Origin of the sequence: Streptomyces sp. NBC_00873, assembly GCF_045207415.1 — a bacterium.
Classification (GTDB): domain Bacteria; phylum Actinomycetota; class Actinomycetes; order Streptomycetales; family Streptomycetaceae; genus Streptomyces.
This window is the reverse complement of record NZ_CP108804.1, coordinates 118,693-143,595: the sequence shown is the minus strand read 5'-3', so window position 1 is coordinate 143,595 and position 24,903 is coordinate 118,693. Positions and strand designations below refer to the sequence as shown.

26 protein-coding genes and 2 pseudogenes are annotated in these 24,903 nt (G+C 69.4%); 11 read left to right on the top strand and 17 right to left on the bottom strand.

Going from position 1 to position 24,903, the window contains the following annotated elements; translation table 11 throughout:
* Positions 1-27 precede the first annotated feature (27 nt).
* Entirely contained in the window at positions 28-1,344 is a 1,317-nt protein-coding gene (locus tag OH809_RS44390) for an MFS transporter (protein WP_331743434.1), read from the top strand.
* Positions 1,345-1,423: 79 nt separating this feature from the next.
* Here the strand turns inward: OH809_RS44390 and OH809_RS44385 are convergent, their stop codons facing one another.
* Positions 1,424-1,810: a hypothetical protein gene (locus OH809_RS44385; protein ID WP_331743431.1), complete on the bottom strand. Its 387-nt coding sequence runs from the start codon at positions 1,808-1,810 to the stop codon at positions 1,424-1,426.
* A gap of 332 nt (positions 1,811-2,142) precedes the next feature.
* Positions 2,143-2,952 carry a TetR/AcrR family transcriptional regulator gene (locus OH809_RS44380; RefSeq protein ID WP_331743428.1) on the bottom strand — a complete coding sequence of 270 codons (810 nt, stop codon included), beginning with the start codon at positions 2,950-2,952 and terminating at the stop codon, positions 2,143-2,145.
* A gap of 88 nt (positions 2,953-3,040) precedes the next feature.
* Between OH809_RS44380 and OH809_RS44375 the strand changes: the two genes are divergently transcribed.
* Complete coding sequence (locus OH809_RS44375) at positions 3,041-3,430, top strand: VOC family protein (RefSeq protein ID WP_331743425.1); 390 nt, start codon at positions 3,041-3,043, stop codon at positions 3,428-3,430.
* Positions 3,431-3,464: 34 nt separating this feature from the next.
* Here the strand turns inward: OH809_RS44375 and OH809_RS44370 are convergent, their stop codons facing one another.
* Positions 3,465-4,712 (bottom strand): hypothetical protein, encoded by a 1,248-nt coding sequence (locus OH809_RS44370; protein ID WP_331747980.1) that lies wholly within the window; start codon positions 4,710-4,712, stop codon positions 3,465-3,467.
* A 246-nt stretch (positions 4,713-4,958) separates the two neighbouring features.
* Positions 4,959-6,011, bottom strand: a complete 1,053-nt coding sequence (locus OH809_RS44365; RefSeq protein ID WP_331743418.1) for a tyrosine-type recombinase/integrase — start codon at positions 6,009-6,011, stop codon at positions 4,959-4,961.
* Between the two features lie 152 nt (positions 6,012-6,163).
* On the opposite strand from OH809_RS44365, the gene OH809_RS44360 reads away from it, so the two are divergent.
* The 5 genes from OH809_RS44360 to OH809_RS44340 all read left to right on the top strand — a co-directional run bounded on the left by OH809_RS44360 (position 6,164) and on the right by OH809_RS44340 (position 11,716).
* The gene (locus OH809_RS44360) at positions 6,164-7,825 is read left to right on the top strand and encodes a Mu transposase C-terminal domain-containing protein (RefSeq protein WP_331743416.1); all 1,662 of its coding nucleotides are present in this window, start codon (positions 6,164-6,166) and stop codon (positions 7,823-7,825) included.
* Positions 7,822-8,730, top strand: coding sequence for a TniB family NTP-binding protein (locus OH809_RS44355; RefSeq protein WP_331743413.1), 909 nt, complete (start codon positions 7,822-7,824; stop codon positions 8,728-8,730). The genes OH809_RS44360 and OH809_RS44355 overlap by 4 nt, the downstream gene beginning before the upstream one ends.
* On the top strand, positions 8,727-9,923 hold the full coding sequence (locus OH809_RS44350; protein ID WP_331743407.1) for a TniQ family protein: 1,197 nt from the start codon (positions 8,727-8,729) through the stop codon (positions 9,921-9,923). Before OH809_RS44355 ends, OH809_RS44350 begins: the two co-directional genes overlap by 4 nt.
* A gap of 160 nt (positions 9,924-10,083) precedes the next feature.
* Positions 10,084-10,707: a recombinase family protein gene (locus OH809_RS44345; protein WP_331743404.1), complete on the top strand. Its 624-nt coding sequence runs from the start codon at positions 10,084-10,086 to the stop codon at positions 10,705-10,707.
* Between the two features lie 103 nt (positions 10,708-10,810).
* Positions 10,811-11,716, top strand: coding sequence for a GNAT family N-acetyltransferase (locus OH809_RS44340; protein ID WP_331743401.1), 906 nt, complete (start codon positions 10,811-10,813; stop codon positions 11,714-11,716).
* A gap of 58 nt (positions 11,717-11,774) precedes the next feature.
* Here the strand turns inward: OH809_RS44340 and OH809_RS44335 are convergent, their stop codons facing one another.
* The 11 genes from OH809_RS44335 to OH809_RS44285 form a co-directional block, all read right to left on the bottom strand.
* Positions 11,775-12,062, bottom strand: a complete 288-nt coding sequence (locus tag OH809_RS44335; RefSeq protein WP_406425645.1) for a hypothetical protein — start codon at positions 12,060-12,062, stop codon at positions 11,775-11,777.
* A 338-nt stretch (positions 12,063-12,400) separates the two neighbouring features.
* Positions 12,401-13,120, bottom strand: coding sequence for a GDSL-type esterase/lipase family protein (locus tag OH809_RS44330; protein ID WP_331743395.1), 720 nt, complete (start codon positions 13,118-13,120; stop codon positions 12,401-12,403).
* Positions 13,117-13,584: a cupin domain-containing protein gene (locus OH809_RS44325; protein ID WP_331743391.1), complete on the bottom strand. Its 468-nt coding sequence runs from the start codon at positions 13,582-13,584 to the stop codon at positions 13,117-13,119. The genes OH809_RS44330 and OH809_RS44325 overlap by 4 nt, the downstream gene beginning before the upstream one ends.
* An 83-nt stretch (positions 13,585-13,667) precedes the next feature.
* Entirely contained in the window at positions 13,668-14,504 is an 837-nt protein-coding gene (locus OH809_RS44320; protein ID WP_331743387.1) for a helix-turn-helix domain-containing protein, read from the bottom strand.
* A 24-nt stretch (positions 14,505-14,528) separates the two neighbouring features.
* Positions 14,529-15,056: a hypothetical protein gene (locus OH809_RS44315; protein ID WP_406425551.1), complete on the bottom strand. Its 528-nt coding sequence runs from the start codon at positions 15,054-15,056 to the stop codon at positions 14,529-14,531.
* Positions 15,002-15,298: a DUF4158 domain-containing protein gene (locus OH809_RS44310; protein WP_331743382.1), complete on the bottom strand. Its 297-nt coding sequence runs from the start codon at positions 15,296-15,298 to the stop codon at positions 15,002-15,004. Before OH809_RS44310 ends, OH809_RS44315 begins: the two co-directional genes overlap by 55 nt.
* Positions 15,299-15,758: 460 nt before the next feature.
* Positions 15,759-16,379 (bottom strand): dihydrofolate reductase family protein, encoded by a 621-nt coding sequence (locus OH809_RS44305; protein WP_331743380.1) that lies wholly within the window; start codon positions 16,377-16,379, stop codon positions 15,759-15,761.
* Positions 16,379-16,885, bottom strand: coding sequence for an SRPBCC family protein (locus OH809_RS44300; RefSeq protein WP_331743377.1), 507 nt, complete (start codon positions 16,883-16,885; stop codon positions 16,379-16,381). The genes OH809_RS44305 and OH809_RS44300 overlap by 1 nt, the downstream gene beginning before the upstream one ends.
* Before the next feature lie 3 nt (positions 16,886-16,888).
* Positions 16,889-17,230, bottom strand: coding sequence for a metalloregulator ArsR/SmtB family transcription factor (locus OH809_RS44295; RefSeq protein WP_331743374.1), 342 nt, complete (start codon positions 17,228-17,230; stop codon positions 16,889-16,891).
* 148 nt (positions 17,231-17,378) lie between these two features.
* Complete coding sequence (locus tag OH809_RS44290; RefSeq protein ID WP_331743371.1) at positions 17,379-18,386, bottom strand: recombinase family protein; 1,008 nt, start codon at positions 18,384-18,386, stop codon at positions 17,379-17,381.
* 216 nt (positions 18,387-18,602) lie between these two features.
* Entirely contained in the window at positions 18,603-20,072 is a 1,470-nt protein-coding gene (locus OH809_RS44285; protein WP_331743368.1) for an MFS transporter, read from the bottom strand.
* A 151-nt stretch (positions 20,073-20,223) separates the two neighbouring features.
* On the opposite strand from OH809_RS44285, the gene OH809_RS44280 reads away from it, so the two are divergent.
* Positions 20,224-20,787 (top strand): TetR/AcrR family transcriptional regulator, encoded by a 564-nt coding sequence (locus tag OH809_RS44280; protein ID WP_331743365.1) that lies wholly within the window; start codon positions 20,224-20,226, stop codon positions 20,785-20,787.
* 230 nt (positions 20,788-21,017) lie between these two features.
* Here the strand turns inward: OH809_RS44280 and OH809_RS44275 are convergent.
* Together OH809_RS44275 and OH809_RS44270 are read right to left on the bottom strand one after the other, a co-directional pair.
* Positions 21,018-21,233: pseudogene (locus tag OH809_RS44275) on the bottom strand (Tn3 family transposase); the annotation flags it as partial.
* Between the two features lie 560 nt (positions 21,234-21,793).
* A complete protein-coding gene (locus OH809_RS44270; RefSeq protein WP_331743359.1) occupies positions 21,794-22,636 on the bottom strand; it encodes a LysR family transcriptional regulator in 843 nt (280 codons plus the stop codon).
* Between the two features lie 73 nt (positions 22,637-22,709).
* On the opposite strand from OH809_RS44270, the gene OH809_RS44265 reads away from it, so the two are divergent.
* The 3 genes and pseudogenes from OH809_RS44265 to OH809_RS44255 all read left to right on the top strand — a co-directional run bounded on the left by OH809_RS44265 (position 22,710) and on the right by OH809_RS44255 (position 24,848).
* Positions 22,710-23,924 (top strand): MFS transporter, encoded by a 1,215-nt coding sequence (locus OH809_RS44265; protein ID WP_331743356.1) that lies wholly within the window; start codon positions 22,710-22,712, stop codon positions 23,922-23,924.
* A gap of 184 nt (positions 23,925-24,108) precedes the next feature.
* Positions 24,109-24,543: pseudogene (locus OH809_RS44260) on the top strand (DUF4158 domain-containing protein); the annotation flags it as partial.
* 38 nt (positions 24,544-24,581) lie between these two features.
* On the top strand, positions 24,582-24,848 hold the full coding sequence (locus tag OH809_RS44255) for a Tn3 family transposase (protein WP_331744008.1): 267 nt from the start codon (positions 24,582-24,584) through the stop codon (positions 24,846-24,848).
* Positions 24,849-24,903: the final 55 nt, after the last annotated feature.

Sequence of the window (24,903 nt, the reverse complement as noted above, 5' to 3'; positions counted from 1 at the left end):
CGTGGGCGCACGGCGAGGCTGGGCGTCATGACCCCAACCGCCGAGCCCGCGCAGGGCAACCACCGTGCCACCTACCGGGAGGTGCTGGCCGAGCTGCGATTCCGGCTGCTCTTCTCAACCCGCACCGTCGCGATCACTGCGGACGCGCTGCGGATCACCACGTTCTCGGTTCTGGTCTTCTCGGCCACCGGCTCCGCGCTGCTGAGCGCACTGGCCTTCGGCATCGGCTTCCTCCCGCAGCTGTTCGGCTCGCTGCTGCTGGGCTCACTGGCCGACCGACTGCCGCCCCGCGCGCTCATCACCGGCGGCTACGCCTTGACGTGCGCCGCCGCCCTGCTGCTCGCCCTGGTGCGGATGCCGGTCGCGGCAAGCCTCGGTGTCGTGGCGCTGGTCGCCCTCGCCACACCGGTGTTTCACGGCGCGTCGAGTCGGCTGGTCGCGCAGTCGCTGGAGGGCGACGCCTATGTACTTGGCCGTTCACTGAACAACATCGCTGCCTCCGGCGCGCAATTGTTCGGTCTGGCACTGGGAGGTGCGGTCGTCGCGGTTCTCGGCCCGCACCGGGCGCTCGCGGTAAGCGCCGCCCTCTACCTCGGCTGCGCGCTCGCTATCCACATCCGGCTACCCCGGCTGCAGCCGGGAGAGTTCGGCAGCACACCTGGCAGCGCTCGGGGCGATGGCGGGGCCGTCCGGGCAAGCCTGCACGGTGCCGGCCTGCTGCTGCGCGGACACACGGTACGACGCCTGATGCTGGCCCAGTGGCTACCGCCCGCGTTCGTAGCGGGCGCGGAAGGTCTGATCGTCGCCTACGCGGGAGGACGCCACTTCGCGCCCGGCTGGTACGCGGTGCTGATGGGCTGTCTGCCGGTCGGCATGCTTGTCGGTGACCTGCTGGTGGGGCGACTGCTACAGCCGCCCACCCGGGAGCGACTGGTAGTCCCGTTGATTGCGCTGATGGGACTGCCGCTGGTCGGCTTCGCTGCCGAGCCCGGAGTGGGCGTCTCGTCCTGTCTGCTGCTGCTCTGCGGCTTCGGATTCGCCTACGGTCTCGGCCTGCAACGGCCGTTCCTGGACGCCCTGCCGCAGGATGGCCAGGGCCAGGCCTTCGGTCTGCTCGGCTCCGGCAGCATGACGCTTCAGGGCGTCGGGCCGGTCTGCTTCGGCTCGGTGGCCGCAGGCATCGGAACAGGCGGCGCAATCGCCCTGGCAGGCGGCGCGGCGGCGCTTACCGCCGGCTGGATTCTCACCTGGCACCTGCCCACATCCCCGGTCCCCGTCCCGAACTACTCAACGGGATCAGAGAACGGCACCGAACAGCATGCGTGTAGTTCTCCTGCGCAGTAACCGTCGCAGGTCGGGTCGGCCGCGTGCCGTCACGCACCTTACCCCCACGTCTCTCTGACAGACAGTCATTCCCGGTAGCTCATTGTGTAAGGAGTCCTAAGCCTCGGCTCTGCCAGGTGAGCACGGACATCAGCAGCCCCTTGGCGACCTGCTGCTGGAGCGCCTCGCGCATCCCGCCCTCGCGCGGCGTGATGCCCGCGGCCTCCCGTACGGCCCGCTCGCAGTCCCGGGCCAGGTACGGGTGCGCCGGAGCGGACAGCGCCATCATCAGGTTCATCGCCTCGTGCGCGAGCCCGTCGCAGAGCCGATTCCACGTCTCCCGGTCATAGCCGCCTTCCTTGTAGTAGTCGATCGCGAGGGTGACCCCCTCCATCAGCTCCTTTACCTTCGGGGCGATCTCGCCCAGGAGCTTTTGGATCTGCTCGTCACTCAGGTCGTTCAGCGGCGGCTCGTCGGCACTCAACATGACGGCGACGCTACCGACCCGCCCGTGATCACCACGCCGTTTCCCCGAGCATCAGCCCAGATCAGAGGCTGCCGCACGGCTTAGCGTTGTTTTCTCCGCGAGAACTACTGGGACCCCTTGAAGCCCGCAGGTTCATGGAAACTGAAGGTACTTCAACGCGAACCCGCGGGTACGACCCCCTGATGCTGGGCGATGAGCCCGCGGGTTCGTACTCAACTCGCTGGACTGATGAGGCTGATTGCACCACCCCGTGCTCGGAGAAGAGTCAGACCTCCTCACCGAGTTCCCCAGCCGGAGCATCGGCAACAGGTGCTCCGGCTCACGGGGCAGGTTCACGGGGCAATGTCGTGCCGGTGCGATGAAGTCGATGTCTTCGCGTCTCCGCTTCGGTCGATCAGGGCGGCGAAGGCGTCGAGGACGCGTTGCAGGCCGAAGGAGTAGGCGTGGGCGGGGTCGTAGGCACTGCTGTGTGCTGCGCCTGCGGCTGCGCCGACGCGGACGGCAGTGGGGTAGGCGTTCTCGTCGAGGACCCGGGCGAGGAGCGGGGCGTTCAGCTCCCACCATTGTTGGTCGTTCAGGGCGCTGTCGTGCTGTGCGGCGCGGGCGTCGGCGACGGCGCGGGCGCATGCCTGCACGAAGGTGAGTAGGTGGGTCAGGCAGTCATCCATCTCGACGTCGCTGAGGCCGAGGCCGTCGAGCCCAGAAAGTTCGTGTTCGTACTTTGACATCTGCCCCGGCCCCAGCGGAGGCCTGACGGTGGAGACGGCCGCGGCCCATGGGTGGCGTTCGAAGAGGGCTTTGTTCTCCTCGGCGATAGCGGTGACGCGTTGGCGCCAGGGCTGTCCGGTGGTGTCGGTGCGGGGCATGCGGGCGTAGGCGGCGTCGAGCATGAGGTCGAAGAGCTCGGCCTTGCTGGGGACGTAGGTGTACAGCGTCATCGGCACCACGCCGAGTTCCTTGGCCACCCGGCGCATGGTCACCGCGTCCAGGCCTTCAGCGTCGGCGATGGCGGTGGCAGCCTCGACCACCGCGTCGATGCTCAGCCCCCGTCGCGGTCCTCGGCGACGGTCAGAGGAGGAGCCGCGCCACAGCAGTTGCAGGGTGTGGGCCGGGTCGCCCGAGCTGGTTCGTTCCGTTGGCACGGGGTCATCCTCTCGCAACCTAACTCTGTACGATGTATATTATACTGCGTATAGAGAATGTGCTCAGTGCGATCTTGGAGGAGTTTTCATGAAGATCACCTCTAGTGCCGTGTCGCTCAACGTCGACGATGTCCCCGCATCCAGCGCCTTCCTCGTCGAGCACTTCGGGTTCCGCGAGGAGATGGCCGCCGACGGCTTCGCGTCCCTGACGCGCGACGACGTCGGCATGAACGTCATCTTTTTGCGGCGGGGGCTGGACACCCTCCCGGCAGACCAGCGCGACGAGCACACCGCAGGTCTGATCCTCGCCTTCGTCGTCGAGGACCTCGAAGGCGAGCTGGCGCGCCTGCGCTCCGAAGGCGTCGCGATCACCATGCCGCTGACCGACGAGGAGTGGGGCGAGCGCGCCTTTCAGGTCCGCGACCCCAATGGCGTCATCGTCCAACTGGTCGACTGGAACGCACCAACCAGCCGCTGAGACAACCGGCGGCGCCGCCCCAAAGCGATGACGCTCAGCCAGGGTCACAGGGGCGCCGCGAGGAGAGGCCCCGACCTGTTGTTGAGCCCCTCAAATCAAGTAGAGAACGCGAGGGGCCCTGGAGATTTTCGAATTTTCGAGGAGCCCCAACAGGGCCGACCTCGGCGGCCTGCTCCAGCAGGGCCCGTGCGGAATCCGCGTAGCGGATCGCGGTCTTCTCGTCCAGGCCGAAGACCTCGGCGAGGTGGAGCGGGTCGGGGCCGTGGGCGAGGGCTTCTTCGAGCTGGCGGTCGACGCGGAGCCGTTCCAGGGTGGCGTCCTGGCCGTGGAGTTCGTGTTTGATCCACCAGCCGCTGACCGGCCCGGTCTCCAGCGCGGTCATCTGGTTGATGAGCAGGTGGGGGTTGGCGGTGTTCGGCCAGCGCTGCCGCCGGTGGTCCAGCCAGGCCAGCAGCGTCTGGTGGGTGAGGTCGTCCATGGGGCGGCGACGTCCGGCGATGGTGAGCCGGCGGTTGCCCAGGTCCACGTCGTCCAGGTGGAGAGCGCGGATGGCTCCGGCCCGGGCGGCGTGGACGGCCGCGAGCGCGAGGGCGACGCGGGCGGCCGGGCTGCGGACCGCTTCGACGGACTGGGCCACCTGTCGGGGCAGCAGGGGCTGCAGGACGGCGTACTCGAACGTGCCGACCTTGATGCGGGAGGTCGGGTTGCGGAAGACGATGCCGCTCTTCTTTGCCCAGCCGAACAGGGACCGCAGAGCGACGAGAGTCTGGTGGCGCTTGTGCCCGTGGACGGTCTTGGCGTGGGCGAGGAGGTCGTCGCGGGTGACCTCGCGCAGGTGGTCGTAGCGCTCGGACCATTCCAGGAGGGCGGGGCGTACGGCATTGAGGTAGGCCCAGACGGTGGACTGGTCGCGGGTGCGGGTGCGGGGTCCGCCGTCGCGCAGGGTGCGGTTCCAGCGCTCGGCCTCCCGGCGGATTCCGGCGGCTAGGCCGTCGAGCCGCTTCTCCAGCCAGTCCTCGTAGGACGGCCTGCGGTCGTCGAGCAGGATGTTCATCGATTCCAGGACCTCGGCGGTCCGCTCGATGCTGCTGTCCAGGGCCCGCAGCGGCGCGATGATCTCCGAGTAGCGGATGACGTCGGCCTCGGTGTGCGGGGACAGCAGCACGACCAGGGCCCGGTCCACGTCGAGACGGACGCGGCGGCTCCAGCCGCGGGCCTCGGCCAGGCCGTGCGCGAGGTAGCGTCCCCAGGCCAGCCAGGGGTTCTCGGGATTCGCGTGCACATCGTGAGCGAAGCGGCTGTAGTCGCGGGGGACGCCGTCGAACAGGACCGGCTGGCGCCAGCGGCTGACCGGACGGACTGCAGCGGGCGGTGGCGGTTTGCGTGGGCGCCCCCGTCGGGCCTGGCCACGGGGCCGCGGTGTCGCGGCGGAGCCGCGGTGGTGGTGCATGCCGACGAAGAAGGGGTGTGACCGAGATACGCGCCAAAGGGGCAACGGGATGATCTTGAAGCCCTGATCTGCTCGGATTTACGTGCGGCGGCGTGCAGCGGGGTCGCGTTCGGCGACGTGTCGGGCGACCGAGTCGACGCCGGGGCGGGCGTATCGCTCCAGGGAGCGGACGGAGGCGTGGCGGGAGCGGGCCAGCAGCATCGGGGTAGAGGTGCCGTCCTCCGCGTCGTGCGTCAGTGCACTGTGACGTAGCCGGTGAAGCGTCCAGCCGTCCAGATCTTCGATGTCCTCGGGCGAAGCGAGCGGGTTGGCCAGCAGCCGGGTGTTCTCCTTGAAGATCTCCTCAGCGCGGCGGTAGGAGAGCCGGGCCCGGCTCGTCTCCGGGCAGACGTCGAGCGTGGGTGTTCCGGCCGGGGCCTTGCGGTCGGTGAGGAACAGCGGGCCGCGGGTGCGGCGGGCGATGAGGCGGGGCAGCAGCTGGGCGGTGCCGGACTGCCAGTGGATCCACTCCGCCGCCCCGCCCTTGGCGGTGATCTTCCCCCGCTTGTCCTGCGGGTACAGGTCTTCCACGTTCAGGCACAGCACCTCATCGGCTCTTGCCGCCGATTCGTAGAGCATCTTCCACTGCGTCTTCTCCCGTAGGGCGACGTCCAGGCTCCACAGGGCGGCGATCTGGTTCTGCGCCAGGGCCTTGGTGCGGTCCGGCGGTGCCGGCCGCCGCTCGATGCCGATCGTGGGATCGGCTTCGATCCAGCCCTGGCGCTGCCACCAGCCGATCGCCTTTCGCGCGATGGACAGCTCCCGGTTGACGGTGTCGGCGTCCATCTCATCCGCACGGGCCGCCGCCAGCTCGGCCAGCACCTCCGGCAGCGCCGGGTCGTCGATCGCCGCGACGGGGAAGACGGGCGGCTTCGCGCCCCGGCGGGCGGGTCCGGTCGGCGCCGGTTCGCCGGCGAACATCCATCCCCATGTCGTCAGCGAGATCCGGTAGATCCGCGCGGAGGACTTCGCGATGCCCGCGCCGGTGAGGTACCGCTCGATCGCCGCGGTGTACGACGACGGCGGGGCGGACAGGGGCACCACCCGGGCGCGCGGCAGCCGGAGCGCGCCCCCACTCCCGAGTTCGGTCACTGGTTCGATTGTGAATGTCCGTAGTCGCCTGCATGGATGAGCTGGGGATTCGCCGTCGCGTGCAGAGAAGTGCGAACTCGCCGGACACCCCGAAGCCGCCTGCACTACGGTCGACTTGGCCATAGTCGTGTGCGCGACGGGGGGGCTTCCGGATGGTCGATGGACCGGTGGCCGAGCGCGGGGTGCTGACCGCGCCAGACGGGCTGTGGGATGCCGCGGTGCGGCAGGCCGAAGTGATAGGGCCGCTCGCCGAGAAGGACACGGTGGGGCTGGCAGACGCGGATGGGGCCGCCGCGATGCTCCAGATCTCCCGGCGCCAGGTGTACGTGCTGGTCGGACGGTGGCGGGCGGGTGAAGGGGTGGTATCGGATCTCCTGCCGGGCCGCTCCAGCGGCGGACGCGGCGGTGGGCGTCTGCCCGACGAGGTCGAGACGATCGTTCAGGAGGTTCTGCGCACCCGGTACCTGACGCGGCAGCGCCGCACCATCGCAGTGGTCTGCCGGGAGATCACACGCCAGTGCCGGGCTCGCGGCCTGCGGGTCCCCTCACGGGGAACGGTGCGGCGTCGGATCGCGCGGCTGGACCCGGTCGCCTCCACCAGCGCGCGGGAAGGAAGCGAGGCAACCCGACCGCTGCGATCGGCGGGCGGCGTGCCGCCGGAGGTCACCGAGGTGTTGGAGCAGGTCCAGATCGACCACACGCCGGTGGATGTGATCGTGGTCGACGAGCAGCACCGGCTGCCGATCGGTCGGCCGTATTTGACTGCGGCGATCGATGTGGTCAGCCGGTGTGTGGTGGGTCTGGTGGTGACGCTGGAGGCGCCGTCGGCGACCTCGGTCGGGCTGTGCCTGGCGCATGCGGCCACCGACAAGCGGCCGTGGCTGGAGCGGCTGGAGACGGAGGCGGCGTGGCCGATGAGCGGCAAGCCGCGCGAGTTGTATGTGGACAACGCCGCGGAGTTCAAGAGCGAGGCCCTGCGCCGCGGCTGCGACCAGCACGGCATCAAGCTGCGCTACCGGCCGCCCGGCCAGCCGCACTTCGGCGGGATCATCGAGCGGCTGATCGGCACGATGATGGAGATGGTCCACGAGCTGCCGGGCACCACGTTCTCCAGCACCGCCGAGCGCGGCGCCTACGACAGCGACGCCAGGGCCGTTTTGACCCTGCGGGAGTTGCAGCGGTGGCTGGCCCTGGCGGTGGCCTGCTACCACGGCCAGGTGCACGAGGCGCTGGGCCGCACCCCGGCGGGGGTCTGGGCGGAGATGGCCGCGGTGGCCACGCCGGTGACGGTGACCAATGAGGCCGCATTCTTGGTGGACTTCCTGCCGGTACTCCGCCGGACGTTGTCGCGGTCGGGGTTCGTCATCGACCACGTGCAGTACTACAGCGATGCGCTGAAGCCGTGGATCGCCCGCCGCGAAGAACTGGGCCGTTTCGTCCTGCGTCGCGATCCGCGCGACATCAGCCGCATCTGGGCCCTGGACCCGGACCAGGACGCCTACGTGGAGATTCCCTACCGGACGCTGTCGAGGCCGCCGATCAGCGCGTGGGAGCAGAAGGCTGCCGTCGCGCAGCTGCGTGAGCTGGGCCGCGCCGAGGTAGATGAGAACGCGCTGTTCGCCATGGTGGCGCAGATGCGCGAGATCACCGATGTCGCCGCAGCCAGCACGCGCAAGGCCCGCCGCGATCGCCAGCGTCGCACCGAGGCGCCGCCCCAGCCAAGCCCGGCACCTCCGCCCAAGCCGCCTGCCCCGCCGACCGGCTCAGACGGGCAGGCGGCGGCCAGGCCGTTCGAGGTGATCGAGCAGTGGTGAACGAGGACGGGCCGACGGACTTGTCGCACCTGCACCCGGCCGCGCAGGAGATCGCGCGGCTGCCGGACGCCGAGCGGCTGCGGTACATACGGGCGGACCGGTGGATCGGCTACCCGCGCGCCACCGCGACGCTGGAGCGGCTGGAGACGCTGCTGGCCTGGCCGTCCAAGCAGCGCATGCCGAACCTGCTGCTGATCGGACCGACCAACAACGGCAAGTCGATGATCGTGGAGAAGTTCCGCCGCACCCACCCGCCAATCTCGCACCCGGACCGCGAGGAGATCCCGGTGCTGGCGGTGCAGATGCCCTCCGACCCGTCGGTGATCCGCTTCTACACCGCGCTGCTGGCCGGGCTCGGCGCCCCGCTCCGAGCCCGCTATCGGCTGGCCGACGTGGAGCAGTTGGCGCTGCGGCTGCTGCGGTCGGCCGGGGTTCGGATGCTGGTGATCGACGAGCTGCACAACATTCTCGGCGGACGCGGCGACCGCCGCCGGGAGTTTTTGAACCTGCTGCGGTTCCTGGGCAACGAGCTGCGTATCCCGCTGGTCGGCGTCGGCACCTGGGACGCCTACCTGGCCATCCGGGCCGACGACCAGTTGGAGAACCGGTTCGCGCCGCTGACGCTGCCCCGCTGGGAGGCGGACGCCGACGCCTGCTCACTACTGGCCAGCTTCGCCGCCTCGTTCCCGCTGCGCGGGCCCTCGCCCATCACCTCCGCCGAGATGACCGGTTACCTGCTCACCCGCAGCGAGGGCACGATCGGCGAGCTGGCCCATCTGCTCACCGACGCCGCGGTGGCCGCCATCGAGTCCGGCGAGGAGGCCATCAACCAGCGCACCTTGCTGCTGGCGCCGTACGCTGGGCCGACCGAGCGGCGCCGGCTGTTCGAGCGCGAGCTGACGTGAACCCGGTACGGCGCTGGCCGCTGCACCCGCAGCCCGGCCTTCTGGAGTCGCTGTCGTCGTGGCTGGACCGGCTGGCCCGCCTGTACGAGATGCCGGTGAAGGATCTGCTCACCCGCAACATCGGCCTGGTCGACCTGGACGTCCCGGCCGACCTGGACTACGACCCGCCGATGGCAATGCTCACCGCGCTGGCCGAACGCACCGGGACCGAGCTCGCCCATCTGCGGGCGATGACCCTGGCCGGCTGGGAGCCGTGGCTGTTCGACAAGCTCACCGTGCCAATCCAGGACACGCAGCCGATGTTCGACGCCTATGTCCGGGATAACTCCGTGCTCCTGGCCCCCGGGGAGGCCTGCACCAACCGGGTCAACCGCTGGAAGCGCTGGCCGGGACCGTGGTTCGGAGCCTGGCCGCTGCACCGGGCCTGCCCAGGGTGCGCCGCCGACCCCGGGCGAGGGCGGACCCTGCTGTGGCGGCTACCGCTGATGACCGGCTGCGTCGAGCACGGGTGCCGCCTGGAAGACGCCACCGCAGTCGAGCTGCAGGTCACTCTCGGCGGCGAAGGACCGGAAGTGCCACTGGAGGAACCGCTGGCCACCGTGGACCGCTACACCTACGAAGGGCTCACCACCGGGCGGGTCACCCTGCCGGGCCGCAGCGTGCACGCCGGGGTGTGGTTCCGGCTGCTGCGCTGCCTGCTGGACGAGGTCAGTCTCTCCCTGAGCGGCCGAAGCAGCCACGGCCGGGCCACGCTGGAACAGGTCTGGCAGGCCGCCGGCCGCGAAGAACGCGCCGGGCTGACCACCTGGCGGCCCTACGAGCATCTGGAGCCGAGCGTCCAGGAGGCGATGCTGCACGCCGCCGGTACCGCCCTGCAGTTGGTCGCCGAGGGGACCGTCATCGCTTTCGGGCGCCTCGCCCCCACACTGCGGCGGGAGCACCGTCACGTCTACGATGGCGACCGGCCCTCCCCGCACCGCAGCTCCTGGCAGGAGGCCATGGCCGAGATGGAGGCGGCCCTCGATCTGGCGCGGACCGACCGTGACGCCGCCCGGCAGCTCTTGATCCTGCTCACCCTCGGCTGCCGGACCCTCGACCGGTTCGAGGAGGAACGCGCCTTCTTGTTCGGCGTCGGCGTACCAGCCGAGTTCATCCCGACTGCCCGCGATCTCGGCCGCGTCGATCTTGCCTGACCCCGCGTTCCACATCCTTGGAAGTGGAACGGGACATCACACGCTCCGTCAGGAGGCGTGCATCCTGGGCCGATCGCACCGCCGATCGTTCCGAAAATCGTTCCACAAGGAACGTTCCGGAAGGCTCGTACGGAGCCGACTTCCGGTACGGTTCGAGCCCATGGGAACCGACAACCGTTACCCCTCCGGCGGCCTCGAACTGGGGTACGCCCGTGTCTCCACCACTAAACAGAGTCTGGAGCGCCAACTCGACGCCCTCGGGGCAGCGGGCATCCCGGGCGAACGGATCTACGCCGACAAGAAGAGCGGGGCCACCGTCGAGCGCCCCGGCTTGACCGATCTGCTCGCCTACGCCCGGCCCGGTGACACAATCGTGGTCTACACGCTCGACAGGCTCGGAAGGAACCTGCGCGAAGTCCTCAACCTCGTCTACGAGCTCAACGAGAAGCAGATCGGGGTCCGTTCACTGGCCGACCCCCTGCCGATCAACACCGCCGACGAGGGCTTGGGCCGCATCGCTTTCCTGTTGCTGGCCCTGTTCGCCGAGATGGAGCGCACCTTCACCGCAGAACGCGCCGCCCACGCCCGCGCCGTCGCCGAAGCAGCCGGCCGCCGTATCGGCCGACCCGTCGCCCACCCTGCCGACAAGATCGAGTACGCGCGGCTACTGAAGCAGCAAGGCAGCAGCCTCGGCGAGATCGCGGCCAAGACCGGCATCCCCAAGACCTCCCTGCACCGCTACCTGGCGGAAGTGAGCCCCGCTGCCTCGACCGAGGGATCGTGATGACGTGTCGAACCTCTTTCTTTACGCTGGTCACTGGACTACGAGGCGGGATCGATCTGCGGTACTGCCGCCTGGGGAGGAGTGTCCACAGTTGTCAGATCTCATGCTGGGGTTGCCGCCGGGATACCGAGCGCGCCCGACCACTGCCGACGACCTCGGCGATATCCATCGCTTGGTCACGGCCTGCGAGCGGGAGCTCTACGGGCAGGTGCATTCCGATCTCGGTCGCATCGCCGCCGACTTGGCCAGACCGGGTCTGACCCCAGAGCTGGATACCCGACAGATCCACGACTGGGCAGGGCAGCTGGCCGCTCGGGCCTGGGTGAACCGGCGCTCGGAGGTGGACGTCCACCCCGAGCACCGCGGCCGCGGCCTGGGCGGTGCGCTCCTGGACTGGGCCGAGGCCCGCGCCCGGCAGACGGGTAGCACGCGAATCGTCCAGACCGTCCCGGACAACGACAGAAATGCTGTCGCTCTGCTGCGCTCGCGCGGATACGAGCCGATGGTGACCGAATGGCTGCTCGAGTTCCTCATGCCGGAGGAACCGACCGTGCCCGAGCCTCCGGCGGGCATCACGGTCCGGCCGTTCGGCCCTGGCGACGAGCACGACGCACACCAAGTTGTCGAGGATGCCTTCGACGAATGGCAGCAGCGGCGCAAGACTTACCAGGAGTGGGCCCGGCACACCGTCGAACGCCCCACCTTCGCCCCCGCGATGTCAGCGCTGGCGTTCGCCGATGGCCAACTGGTCGGCGTTGCTGTCTCGCTGGATCTCCCAGACACCGGCGAGGGCTACATCGAACAAGTCGCGGTCCGCCGCGATCACCGCAACCGGGGCATCGCCCGTCTCCTGCTCCGTACCGCGTTCCGCAGCTTCCACCAGCAGGGACGGCAGGCGTGCACTCTCGGGACGCACTCAGAAACCGGCGCACTCAACTTGTACCTGAGCGTGGGTATGGGAGTCCGGCACAGCTCCACGGTCTTCCAAAAGAAGCTACTGGCGGAGTGACGATCAGCCACAAGACCGCAGTGCACGGGACTACGGACATCCGCGCAGCCGACTTCGATCACTGACACTCGGCGAGGGCCTTGGTGCGGTCCGGCGGTGCCGGCCGCCGCTCGATGCCGATCGTCGGAGCGCCTTCGATCCAGCCCTGGCGCTGCCACCAGCCGATCGCCTTGCGCGCGATGGACAGCTCTCGGTTGACGGTGTCGGCGTCCATCTCGTCCGCCCGCGCCGCCGCCAGTTCGGCCAGCACCTCCGGCAGCGTCGGGTCGTCGATCGCCGCGACGGGGAAGACGAGCGGCTTCGCGCCCCGGCGGGCTGGTCCGGTCGGCGCCGGTTCGCCGGCCAACAGCCACCCCCACGTCGTCAGCGAGATTCGGTAGATCCGGCCTTGGGGCACAGCGGTACAGCGGTACAGCGGTACAGCGGTACAGCGGTACCGCTGTACAGCTACTGGCGGACTCTCGTAATCAACTGTCGCCAGTTCCCCGTGGAACCCAACCTGCCGGTGACCGTGTGTGTGATCCCCAACGGCGTATCGGCTCCAGGTCCCGCCGGTCTCGTTGAGCCGGCGGGTGGTGGTTTTGTCGTGGTAGCCGAGAGCGTTCGAGATGGTCCGGTCGTCGTTGCCTGCCCCGGTAGGGGTGGGAACCGAATACGCAGGAAAGGGGCCGCCGCCGGAACCGGCTACGCGCTCCGGGTCGGGAGCCAGGTGTCGATGACCTCGGCGACAAGGGCGGCGCCGCGGCTGTTCTGGTGGATGTGGTCGGTCGTGAGCACGAGACCTCGGCGCCGCGAGATCGTGTCGAGGCTGCGGCGCAGCACGGCGCGCCGGACGAGGACGCTGACGCTCGCCGCGGGCGTCGGGTCCCGGTAGGGGATCGGCGGCGGGTCCGCCTGGCGTAGTTCCTCGGTCTGGCGTTCGTGGAGCGGGAGGTAGGTCGCCTTGTTGGTGGTGGCGACCTCGGCGATCATGCGGCTGTACGCCTGTGATGCCCGCGCCGCGGCTCCGTCGAGTTGTTGGCCGAGGACCGGGAGGGACAGCAGAGCGATCGTCGCGTCGGTCTGCGTTCGCAGCCGTTCGACGACGGCTCCCAGGCACTGCTGGAACCAGCCGGCCGACGGGCGCTCGGGGAGTTGTTTGCGCTTCATGGCCCGCTCGACGGGGTAGCCGGCGAGGCTCGCTCGGGCGTCGTTGGTCCCGATCAGCACGGTGATCACGTCGGGTGGGTCCGCGACGACGGCATCGAGGCGCCGTGAGAGGTTGTGGGCGAAGTCGCCGTTGACGCCGAAGCGGGCGAGCCGTACGTCGCCGGGAGGGCGGCGTCGTTCGAGAAGGTCCAGGTAGTCGACGCTGAGCTGCGCGCGGGTGAGGCTGTCGCCGAGGCACGCGACACGGGTCGTCACGGTGTTCGCGGGCCGGACGTGCCGGCGTGCTCGGTCGGGCGGGCTTCGGTCCGGGGACGGTGGTCGGTGCCGAGGCCAGCGGTGATGGTCAGGATGGACGCCGGCCCCGCCATGTCGACCGCGTGCCATGTCCCGGCCGGGTTGACGGTGGCCTCGCCCGGCCCGAGCACAACCCGGTCGGGCACTCCGTCCACATCGCGGGTGACCGCCACCGACCCGCTGAGGCAGACGACCAGTTCGTCGCCGGCGGGGTGGCGCTCCCAATGGTCGCCGGGGCCGTCGCCGTCGAAGATCGTCACCATCCGGCCCTCGGCGCCGTCCGCCGCGACCGCGGCGCTGTAGGCATGGAGCACCTCCGGGTCCCAGGCGAAGCCCTCGACGGGTTTCGCTCTCGACCCCAGCCCGAGGTGCACGGGGGTGGTCCGCAGGTCGATGGCGTTGGGTTCGTGATTGACGAGTCTCATGCCGACGATCGTCACAGGACGGCAATCGGGTGGTCTTGAAGGAAAGGGAACGAAAGCCGACGCGATGGGCGGCCGGTCGGCGACTACCCGGTCCCGAGCAGGACTTCGCCGCGACGCCATGCTGTCGGCGATCGGCCCGTGAACTCGCTCCAGTCCCGGACGAGATGGGCCTGGTCGGCGTAGCCGGAGACGGTCGCCACATCGGCCCACGGAAGCGGGTCGTGCGCGGTGGCCAGTTCGTGCGCGTGCTCGAAGCGCAGAACCCGGGCGAAGGTCTTCGGCGACAGGCCCACCTCACCGCGAAACCGCTCGGTGAGGTACCGACGGCTCCAGCCCAGTTCTGCGGCGACCGCCCCAACCTGGACGCGGCCCCGCGCGGCCAAGAGGCGGCGCCAGGCCTCGGCCACCTCGGGGCGCACCCGGGACACGCGGTCGCCGCCGGCGCCGCGGCCGACGGCTCGCAGGAGCAACTCGTCCAGCGCGGCGAACCGCGCGGCCCATGTCGTCGCCGCGCGGAGCCGGTCGACCAGCTCGACGCCGAGCGCTCCGAGAAGCTCGTCGAGTGGGACCAGTCGGTGGGCGAGATCAGCGGCGGGCATGCCGTAGACGGCCCGGGCCCCGAGCGGTGTCAGCGACACCTGCACGCCTTCCTGGCGTCCGTCGTGGTGGATCGCGACGGACCGGCGCATCAGACCGCCGGCCACGCTGCCGAATCGGGTGACCGGTGACCCGTCGTCGACGCCCGCCGCCACCTCCAAAGGGCCGGACAGACTGATCACCGCAGTGAGCACGCGGCCCGGCGGACCGCAGTGCACCCCCGCCGGGAACCCACGAAGATCGAAACCGACATACGAGCAGACGTACCGCCGCAAGGCGGGCGCCGGACGTGCATCGATCCTGGTGGCCGTATGGTCTTCCACCCTCGCAGTGTACGAACCGGCGGTCTACTGGTAGAGGCTGGGCTCTTTCTGCGGCTCGGGCTCGGTGAACTTGATCGCGCCGTTGCGGTGCTTGCCGCTGATCGTCACCCACGGCAGCTTCGGCAGTTTGGTGTCCAGCGCGCCGAGCTCGGCGCGCATCTCGGCCTGGAGTTGGGCGGTGAACACCTTCGCCTCGCGCGGCTTGTTGAGCTTCTCGTAGTACTCCGCGCGCCTGACTTCGAAGTCGTCCGGGAGGTCATCGTCGGGGTTGCGCCACTTGTCGGCGCCGACGACCCAGATCTCCTTGCAGCGCAGCCGGTCGCGCAGGGCCTGGAAGACGCACGCCTCGTACACGGTGCGCAAGACTCGCTTGGGTTCCTTGTCGGGGGTGAAGATCGCGAACTCCATCCAGTCCTTGCGTACGACGCCTTCGAGCGGGATGGTCTCGCCGAGGGGAAGGTAGGTGGTGGAGGAGTCCTTGTGCCGCTCGATCAGCTTCAACGCGTCCATGACGGGCTTGTGCTGGTCGTTGGAGGAGCGGAAGTCGAGCACGCCGAGGAGCCCTGCTTGGCGACATGCTCGACCGCATCGGGCGGCAGCTCCAGACGCATCTTGGGAAACCGGCCGCGCCAGGTCAGAAACTTCAGCTGGACGGCGAAGCCCAGCCTCGTGGCGCCGGTCTTGTTCCGTAACCAGCCCGCCTCGTCGCCGGACAGGGTGAAGTGGTCCACCACCCCGTCCAGACCCAGATCCCGCCCCACACCAGCCCCTTCCGCCACCCCCGTGATCAGCATTCGGGCTGGACGGTAGAGGCGCCGGTGTACAGCGCAGGCAGATATCTGCGAAACAGTCCGGCCGGGCGGCGGACCTGGTAGTGACGCCCGGACGAAGGCCGTCACTCTCCCCGTCCGGACGCCTGGAGCGTATGGCCCCGTCAGGGCCTGGCGGTGACCTGCTCCGGTGACCAGCCGTCGTTCTCGGTGGCGTCGATCACCAGCCGGTCTGCACCAGGTTGGCCAGCTCGATCGCCGCCTCGTAGCGAGCCACGAACGCTGCTTCGTCGCCGTTCTCGTTGCTGGGAAATTTGTCGTAGCCGGGGATCACTGCGGACAGCAGCGGACACCGTGTCGGCGTACATGGCCAGCTCCCCGCCCCCATAGGTGAGCACGTATCGCCATCCGTCGTCGCCGCCAGGGCGGGCCGGGCCGTCCGCGGGCAGCTGACCTCGGCGGGAGAGCGCTGAGTTCGGGACAGTTACCGCTCTCGGACGGCGTACGTCAAATGCGTCACCCTCGGGGAGGGCTCCGCGCGGACCTGCTCCAGGGCCACGCGGCCGGCGTCCACGCCCTCGAACAGGCGGATTCCGGAGCCGAACAGCACGGGTGAGAGCGCGATCGAGAACTCGTCGATCAGGCCGGCGTTCACGTACTCCAGGATCGTTGCGCCGCCGCCCGCGATGCGGACGTCGCGGTCGCCGGCGGCCTCGCGGGCCTGGTCGAGGGCGGACTCGATGCCGTCGTTGACGAAGTGGAACGTGGTCCCGCCCGGCCGCTCCCAGGGGTCACGCTTGGTGTGCGTCACGACGAAGACCGGCGTGTGGAACGGCGCCTCCTCCGGCCACATCTGCTCGCCGGCGTCGAACATGCGCTTGCCCATCACGCTCGCGCCGGTGCGCTCGAACGTCTCCCGCGCGATGTCGTTGTCGCGCCCTTCCTCGCCGCCCTCGCCGAGCTTCAGGTTCTCCCGGAAGAACCGCTGCGGGAAGATCCACTGCTGCAGTTCCATCCATAGCTGCCCCATCAATTCCTCGGGGGACTCGGGCGCGATGAAACCGTCCAGCGACATCGACACGCTGAAGAACACCTTCCCGGCCATCAGCCCTCCGCTCCCTTCCGAACGATCTCGGTGACGTACGTAGCCAGGTTGCTCAGGGTCTGCTGGCCGCCCTCGATCGCGTGGTACTTCTCGACCGCCTCGTCGCGCTGCTCCTTGGTGGGGAACACCGTGTGCATCTCGATCCGGGTCGCCGTGCCGTCGGGCTCGAACGTCAGGACCGACTCGAAGGCGTTCGGGTCGTCGCGGGTCTCACCGTGGAGCATCGCGATCCGTTCCGGTGGGGCGAGCTCGGTCCAGGTGATCCACTCCTGGTAGTCCGTCCCGTCCGGTCCGTGCATCACGAAGTCCCACCCTCCGCCGACGCGGAACTCGAACGCCCGCGTGGTGGTGGTGAACCCTTCCGGTCCCCACCATCGCGACAGGTGTCGGACGTCGGTGAACGCCTCGAACACCAGCTCCCGTGGGGCGTCGATGATCCGGGAGATGACGATCTCGCGGTCGGCTGTCGCCGACTGCGCCGGCGTTCCTTGTTCTGTCGTGCTCATCAGCTACTCCGCTTTCCTTGTCTGCTTCAGGTCCTGCACGTAGGCGTCCAGTCGGTTGAAGCTCTCGTTCCAGAACTGCTCGAAACCGCCGGTCCACTCGTGGACGGGCCGCAGCCCGCTGGCGTCAAGGCCGTACAGGCGCTGCTTGCCTGCCTTGCGGTCGCGCACCAGCCCGACCTCCCGGAGCACCCGCAGGTGTTTGGACGCCCCCGGCTGGGTCATCCCCAACTCCTGGGCCAACTCGGTCACCGACCGCTCACCCGCCCGCAGCAGTACCAGGATCTCCCGGCGCTGCGGCTCGGCGATCGCGTTGAAGACGTCCGACGTCGTCGCTGCTCGTGCCATGGGGCGATCATATGCCGATATCGGTATGCGTCAAGTCGAAAGGAATCAGGCTGGTCATGTCAGATGACCGGCCTTGGGGACCATCGGTACAGCCGTTGGCGTTAAGCACTTGATCTTGGTCCCTGGGCGGTAGCACGCAGCGCAGGCCCTACCGCATCTCGGCGTTCGGGTGGGGCTGGGACTGGAGCCGAGCGCGCAGGTCGATCTCCTCGGCGCTGAGCGGGTCCTCGGGCCGACGGATACGGGCGGGCTTGGGCCGGAGCGGCAGGCCGTCGTCCACCGCGGCGGCCTCGGCTTCCGCGAGCGCCCGGTAGAGCGAGGCGACCGAGGGGTGCTTGCCCGCGTTCTTCCCGACCTTGATGGTGAGCTTCTTGGCGATCTCGGGGACGGGGATGCCCTTGTCCTTCAGGGCGACGGCGAAGGTGAGCATGTCGTCGTCGATGACCTTCGGCCGTCCGCCGTGGTTGCCCTTGGATGCGGCAATGGCCTGCCCTTCGAGGGTCTTCTCCCGGATGTAGTTGCGCTCGATCTGCCCGGCGACGGCGAGCACGGCGAAGAACATCGCGCCCATGCCGTTGGGGTCGTAGATCCCGGTGAGCGGCCCGGTGAGGAGTTCGAGCTGGATGCCGCCGGCCTGGAGCTCGGCGGACAGGCTCATCAGCTCGGCCGCGTTCCTCGCCAGCCTCTTGAGCTCGTGCACCGTGAAGATGACCGGCGTCTCGGGCGCGGCCTCCTTGAACTGGTGAGCCAGCGCGAGCGCCTTCTCCAGCTCGGGCCGCACCTTGACGCGGGTGCTGATCTGCTCCTTGAAGACCTTGTGGCACTCCGCCCGGTGCAGGGCTTCGAGCTGGCTCGCCAGCTCCTGCCGGGCGGTCGACGTCCTCGCGTACCCGATCCGTACCGGCCGCTCAGTGCGGGGCGCGGGCACGATCGCGAGCGCCGGTTGCTGCTTCCACGCGCGGCCGGGGGCGCGGTCGGCGGGGACGGGGATCTCCAGTTCCTCGCGGAGCGCGGGGACGAGGACGAAGCGCGGGGTGTGGTACTTCGCGGCGGTCTTCCCGCCCCGGGTGCGGCAGGCGCTGCCGGCGGGCGCGTCACAGTTCGGGCAGTTGTGACGTTCTACCGCAAGTGCTGCCTGATCGGGCGTGAGGTCCATGCGGGAAGTCTCTCAGAAATGCCTCGCACAACGTGCAGGTTTTGAGGGGACTTTTGCGAGTGGCGACCTGCGGAAACGTGATCACCCGGGGGCCGTTCTCAGAACTCTCACAGATGGTCATTTGTGAGAGGCGCGGAGCATCATCCTGCTGGCCGGGAGGCGTCCCGCCGGGGGATCATCCGGCGGGACGCCTCCCGGCCAAGGTCGGTGTCGCCGTCAACGGCTGTTCGCGGATGCCTCGTTCGAGGTGGTGACCGCATCTGGATCGGTGGAACGTTGCGGGGCCGCGGAGCCTTCCGCGGGCCTGGACCTCGCCAGCCACAGGCCGGTGAACACGGCGGTGGCCAAAGTGACGGTGCCGGCAGCGAGGAAGGCGCTGTTGAGGCCGGTCTCGAAGGAGGCGCCGCCGGATTGCCGGGTGCGGACGATGGCTCCGAGTACCGCCACGCCGAGCACCGCGCCGATCTGCCGGGTGGTGCTGCTGATGCCTGATGCGAGGCCGCCTTCCTGCGGGCTGACTGCTTGGATGGCGGCTCCCGTCAGTGGGGACATGGTCAGGGCGAAGCCGATGCCGACGACTCCCAGCCGCCACCACACGTTCCCGTAGCCGGTGTCGGCGTGCACCATGCCGAGCGCCAGCAGTCCCAGGCCGGCCAGGGCCAGGCCGGTGGTGACCACGATTCGGAAGCCGTACCGGGCGGCGAGCCGGCCCGCGTACGGGCTGACGATCACCATGGCGAGGGAGGTGGGGAGGGTCTGCAGGCCGGCGCGCAGGATCGAGCTGCCCTGGACGTACACGAAGAACTGGGAGAAGAAGAACGACGAGCCCATGAGCGCGAACCCCACCACGATCATGGCGGTGTTGGACACGGTGAACAGCCGCTGCCGGAACAGCCGCAGCGGCAGCATCGGTGCGGAGCGACGCGCTTCGACGGCGACGAAGGCGGCGAGGAGGATCACCGCGGCGGCGAAGCTTCCCAGGATCACCGGCGACGTCCAGCCGCGGGCACCACCCTCGATCAGCCCGTAGGTCAGCGCCCCCACCCCCAGAACGGACAGCACCGTCCCCGGGATGTCGATTGCGGGGGCGCTCGGATTGCGGGCCTCTTCAAGGCTGCGCAGACCGACCAGCAGAAGGACCACACCGATGGGCAGATTGACCAGGAAGATGGCGGGCCAGCCGAAGGCATCTGTCAGCACGCCGCCGGCCACGGGGCCTGCGGCCAGACCGATTCCGCTGAATCCGGCCCACAGCCCGATCGCCTTGATTCGTTCTTGCGGCACGGGATAGGCGGCGGCGAGCAGGGCGAGCGAGGCAGGGCTCAGCGCCGCGGCCCCGATGCCCTGCAGCACCCGGCCGGCGACCAGCCAGCCGACCGAGGGTGCGAGGCTGCACAGCACCGACGCGGTGGTGAACACCGCCACGCCGGTCAGGTACACCCGCTTGCGGCCGAACCGGTCGGCGAAGATACCGCCGGACAGCAGCAGCATGGCGACCAGCAGTACGTACGCGTCGACGATCCATTGCAGACCGGTCAGCTGAGTGTGCAGCCGGTGCTGCATATCGGGCAGCGCTGCTCCAACAATCGTGTTGTCGAGCAGGACCATGAATTGGCCTAGGCAGGTCACCGTGAGCAGCACGGCCCGGTTTGGTCGACTGCCTACGGCCGCATGCGATGCAGCCATGGGGATTCCTCTCAATCGTTAGTTGCGCCCGGCCACGGTCGACGCGGGTGGCGATACACCTGAGCGCTCTAAAGCAGTCAGCGACTGCGTTAGGCGACTGTAAGGAGGGTTGCCTCGCAAACGCAAGTCATGACTGCGTTAAGGTGGGGGTATGAACGAGCGACAGCGAGCTCGGCGGCCCGGCGGGCGCAGCGCCCGCGTCGGCGCGGAGGTGCACCAGGCCGTCACCGACCTGATCAGTGAGCGCGGCTACGGCAACTTCACCGTCGGCGAGGTCGCAGCCCGCGCGGGCGTAGCCGACAGCAGCATCTACCGCCGGTGGGGCAGCCTGGAAACCCTGCTCACCGACGTGGCGCTCACCCGCCTCAATGCGCGGTCGCCGATGCCCGACACCGGGAGCCTGGCCGGCGACCTGCGCACTTACGCGGCCAACGTGGCCCGCGAGATCACCGGACCCGACGGTCTGGCGGTGGTGCGCCTGGCCGTCGCCCTGTCGAGCAACGGTCAGGAGGGCCTGCAGGCTGGTGACGACCTCCGCGCCGAACGCATGCGGCAACTGCAGTTCATGCTCGATCGCGCCCGCGAACGTGGCGAGCACGCACCCGACGCGTTCGGCGTGCTGGACCACATCCTGGCCCCGATGTATATCCGCGTCTTGTTCGGCATGGGGCTCACCCCGGACTACGTCGACGGGCTGGTCGACCGATTGCTGTGACCTCAACCCGGTCCCCGGGATCAGCCCTCGGACGCGGTGCCAGGGCTCCGCGGTGCCAGGGCTCCGTGAGGTGCTCTACTACGTGCCATCCCACCTCAGGCATCCGGCCCTCGGCTGGCTCACGCGGCCTGGCCGAAGCCGTCGGCCGGCGGGCCGTCGCCGCGGATCGGGGTGAAGTCGACGTCCAGGCGCGGGTCGTAGGCGTCGGGTTCGTCGGCGAGCTCGTGGGTGGAGTCGGCGAAGACGCCCTGGTTGCCGAAGCCGACCCACTGGGAGAACCGGTTGAACGACTCGACCTTATTCGTCGCGGCCGTCACCCGTCGGCGAAGCGGCGCGTCCGAGAGGCAGCGCAGCAGTTGCACCGTGCGGATCACACGGCCGACCTCGCGGAACGCGGTGTAGGTGGAGTTCTTGTGCGAGCCCGACCTCAGCCGCTTCAGCAGCGTGGACCGGGCGCAGGTCGTTCTTGCCGGACTTCTTGTCGGAGAAGTTCTTGCGGCAGCAGCCCGCCGCGTTGAGGGCGCATCAAGTACGGCAACCTGCCCGAAGAAGCCCCCTTCGGTACCCGCGACTGCGCGTGCGGCTGCGGCGAGAACACCACCCACGACTTCGCCCCCGGTCACGAACGCCGCGCCATCCAGGCCCGCGTCCGCGAACACTTTGACGGCTCCGCGCTCGCCTTCATCACCTGGCCCGACACCGAACTGCCGCCCAAGGCTTCGGCGGCGTGATCTGACAGCGAGGAACCCCGGCGGCACCCGCCGGGGTTCCTCACGTCTCCAACCTTCGGTCCCAAAGCTACTGGCGAGTTACTCGTCACCTGGTTCGCCGCTCGTTAACGGCACCCGAACTGCACCGGGATCAACCCGACGAACGACTCGATCCACTTCGGATCACCTGCTGACATCACCCCACCCATGACCGGACAACGCCGACGGGCGGCGGTTGGACACCGAGTGGTTCGGTCAGATTCGAGCGGCACTCGACGGGCAGAGGGCGGCGCCGCTCAGACCATGCGTCGTAGGGCGGTCTCCACGGCATCGACCAGCGGATCGCCTTCGGTCCGCGGGTGCCTGGCCAGGCCGAGTTCGATGTCCGGCAGGCTGGGCAGGGCGTCCGCGTCGTGGCACGCCATGGCCGGTTCGAGATTCCCGGGCAGCACCGCCGTAACGCCGAGCCCGGCCCGCACCGCGGCGAGCACACCGACGAGACTGTTGCTCTCGAACGCAACCCGCCAGCGGCGGTCGGCACCTTCCAGCCCTTCCAGCACCGACGCACGCCATGTGCACGGGCCCGAGAACAGCACCACGGGTAGCGGATCGGCAGCCAAGTCCACACCCTGGCCGACCGCCCAGACCAGCGGTCGGCGCACCGTCCAGCGCGGCCGGCCGGGAACGTCCGCCGCCTCGTCGAGCACGAGTTGGACGCGTCCCGCGTCGTACGCCTCGCGCCTCGCGTCGCCGGAGAGGCTGAGCACCTCAAGCGTCGCGCCTGGATGCAGCCGGGCGAGGTCGGCGAGGGCCTGCGGAAGCTGGGACGCGGCGAGGTCTTCGAGCAACCCGACGCCGCAGTGGCCGGTCAGTGCGCGGCCGGCTTCGGTGAGTGCCTGCGCGGAGAGCGAGAGGATGCGCTCCGCGTATGGCAGGAGTTCGTCACCCGCGCGGGTCGGCGAGACGCCGGTCGTGGACCGGAGGAGCAGGGGGCTACCGACGGTGTTCTCAAGCTTGCGCAACTGCTGGCTGAGCGCGGGCTGGCTCTGCCCCAGCGCGCTTGCGGCGCGGCTGATGCTGCCCGCCCGCACAGCGGTAACGAACGACCGCAGCAGTACGATCTCTAGATCCCTGGCCATAAAAATCCATTATATCGACTCCAATCATATAGCCACTTCCTATTGCCAGATGATTGGAGCTAGCGTCACGCGGGTGACTCGATACCGACAGGTGCTCGCCGTGCCCGGGATGGCATCGCTGCTGGGCGTCTCGCTGCTCGCCCGCACCGCGATCACGGCCTCCGGGATGGCGCTGACGATGTACGTCGTTCTGGGCCTGGACATGAGCTACGCGGCAGCGGGAGGAGCCGCGGCGGCCATGACCACCGGTCTGGCGCTGGGCGGTCCGCTGCTGGGCCGCATGATCGACCGGCGGGGCGCGCGTATCGTGCTGCTGATCACCGTCGTGGTTCAGGTCGCGTGTTGGCTGAGCGTCGCGGTACTGCCGTACACGACCCTGCTGGCCGCCGCCTTCGTAGCAGGTCTGCTGATGGTGCCGGCCCCGATGGTGACCAGGCAGGCGATCGCCGCGATGACGAAGGCGGGACAGCGCCGGGCCGCCTTCGCGCTGGAAGCGGTACAGGGCGAGCTGTCCTACATGGTGGGCCCGCCGATCGTGATCCTCTGCGCGGCACAACTGCCCTCCGGCGTGGTGGCCTGGGGCGTCGGCGCTGCGATCGTGGCGGGCGGAGCGGGGATCGCCCTGCTCAACCCCCCGCTGCGGGCCGAGGACGAGGCGCCGGCCGACCCAGCCGACCGCCCCCGTCGCCGGGAGTGGCTGGGCCCGAGAATGATCGCGGTGCTGGTGATGGCGTTCGGCGCCACGATCGTGCTCAACGGTACCGACCTGGCCATCGTGGCCACTCTCAAGGAAGCCGGCCAGGTCTCCTGGGCCGCCGTCGTGGTGGCCGTGTACGGCGCGGCCTCCATCGCCGGCGGGCTTCTGTACGGCGCGCTCCCGCGACCGCTGCCCACCTGGCTGCTGCTCGGCCTGCTCGGGCTGGTAACCATTCCCGCCGGACTGGCCCACGACTGGCGCTGGTTGTGTGTGGCAGGCTGCGGCGCGGGGCTGCTTGCCGCACCGACTCTTTCCGCGTTGTCCGACGCCGTGAGCCGGCTCGCACCCGCGAGCGTGCGCGGTGAGGCGACAGGCTTGCAATCCTCGGCGCTGGGCGCGGGCTTTGCCCTCGGCGTCCCGATCGTCGGCGGGGCGATCGACACGTCCGGACCGGCAGGCGGCTTCGCGGCGGCCGGCCTGGCCGGCCTCGCCGCCGCGCTGATGGGATGGCTGCTGTCCCGGCGCTCACCCATCCGAACGCGGTCGGTGCGCAGCGATCCCAGCTTCATCGGGGCCTCGGACGCGCGATGATCTGCCTGCCGTCCAGTGGCTGAGCCTTCTCAGGCCATGCTCGGCGTTGCACGCCTCCACAACATGGCCCTCACGGGATAACCCCAACCCCATACGGGACAACCTCTAGCACAGGCGATAGGCGCAGCGGCGAGGTTCGGCGGAAGATCCGTGATCAGCATCGGACGCCGATAGCTTCGTGCTCATGCCAGTGGAGTTCCTGACCGACGAACAAGCGGCTTCGTATGGCAAGTTCAACGAGGAGCCGACCCGGCCTGAGCTGGAGCGGTTCTTCTTCTTGGACGACGAGGACCGCAAGCTGATCGCGAAGCGGCGCGGGGACCACAGTCGGCTCGGGTTCGCTCTCCAGATGTGCACCGTGCGCTACATCAGCCGGTTCCTCCCGGATGACCCGCTGGACGTGCCGTGGGTCGTGGTCGAGCATCTGGCCGCGCAGCTCGGCGTCGAGGACGTCTCGTGCGTGAAGCGGTACACCGAGCGTAAGCCGACGGCGTACGAGCACGCGTGGGAGATCCGGGACGCCTACGAGTACCACGAGTACGAGGATGCGGAGTGGTCGCGGCGGTTCCGCACGTTCCTGCACGGGCGGGCGTGGACGCACGCCGAGGGGCCGGTGGCGCCCTGACCGGCCCGGACAAGGAGCACGCCGAAACGTCGATGCTCGCGCTGCACCTGCTCCAGTCCGCGCTCGTGCACGTCAACACCCTGTTGGTCCAGCAGGTCCTGGCCGAACCGGCCTGGGCGAAGAAGCTGAGCGACGAGGACCGGCGCGGGCTGACCGCGCTGTTCTGGTCCAACGTCAACCCGTACGGCACCTTCCGCCTGGACATGAGCAAGCGCCTCGACCTGGGGCCGGCCGCCGCCGTGCCCCGCCCCCGCACCTCGGCGGACGCCGCCGACCGATCGAGCACGGAGATGCGATGAAGGACTTCGCCGACCTCACCGACCCCCGGATGAACGAGGCCGCGTGGCGGGCCTT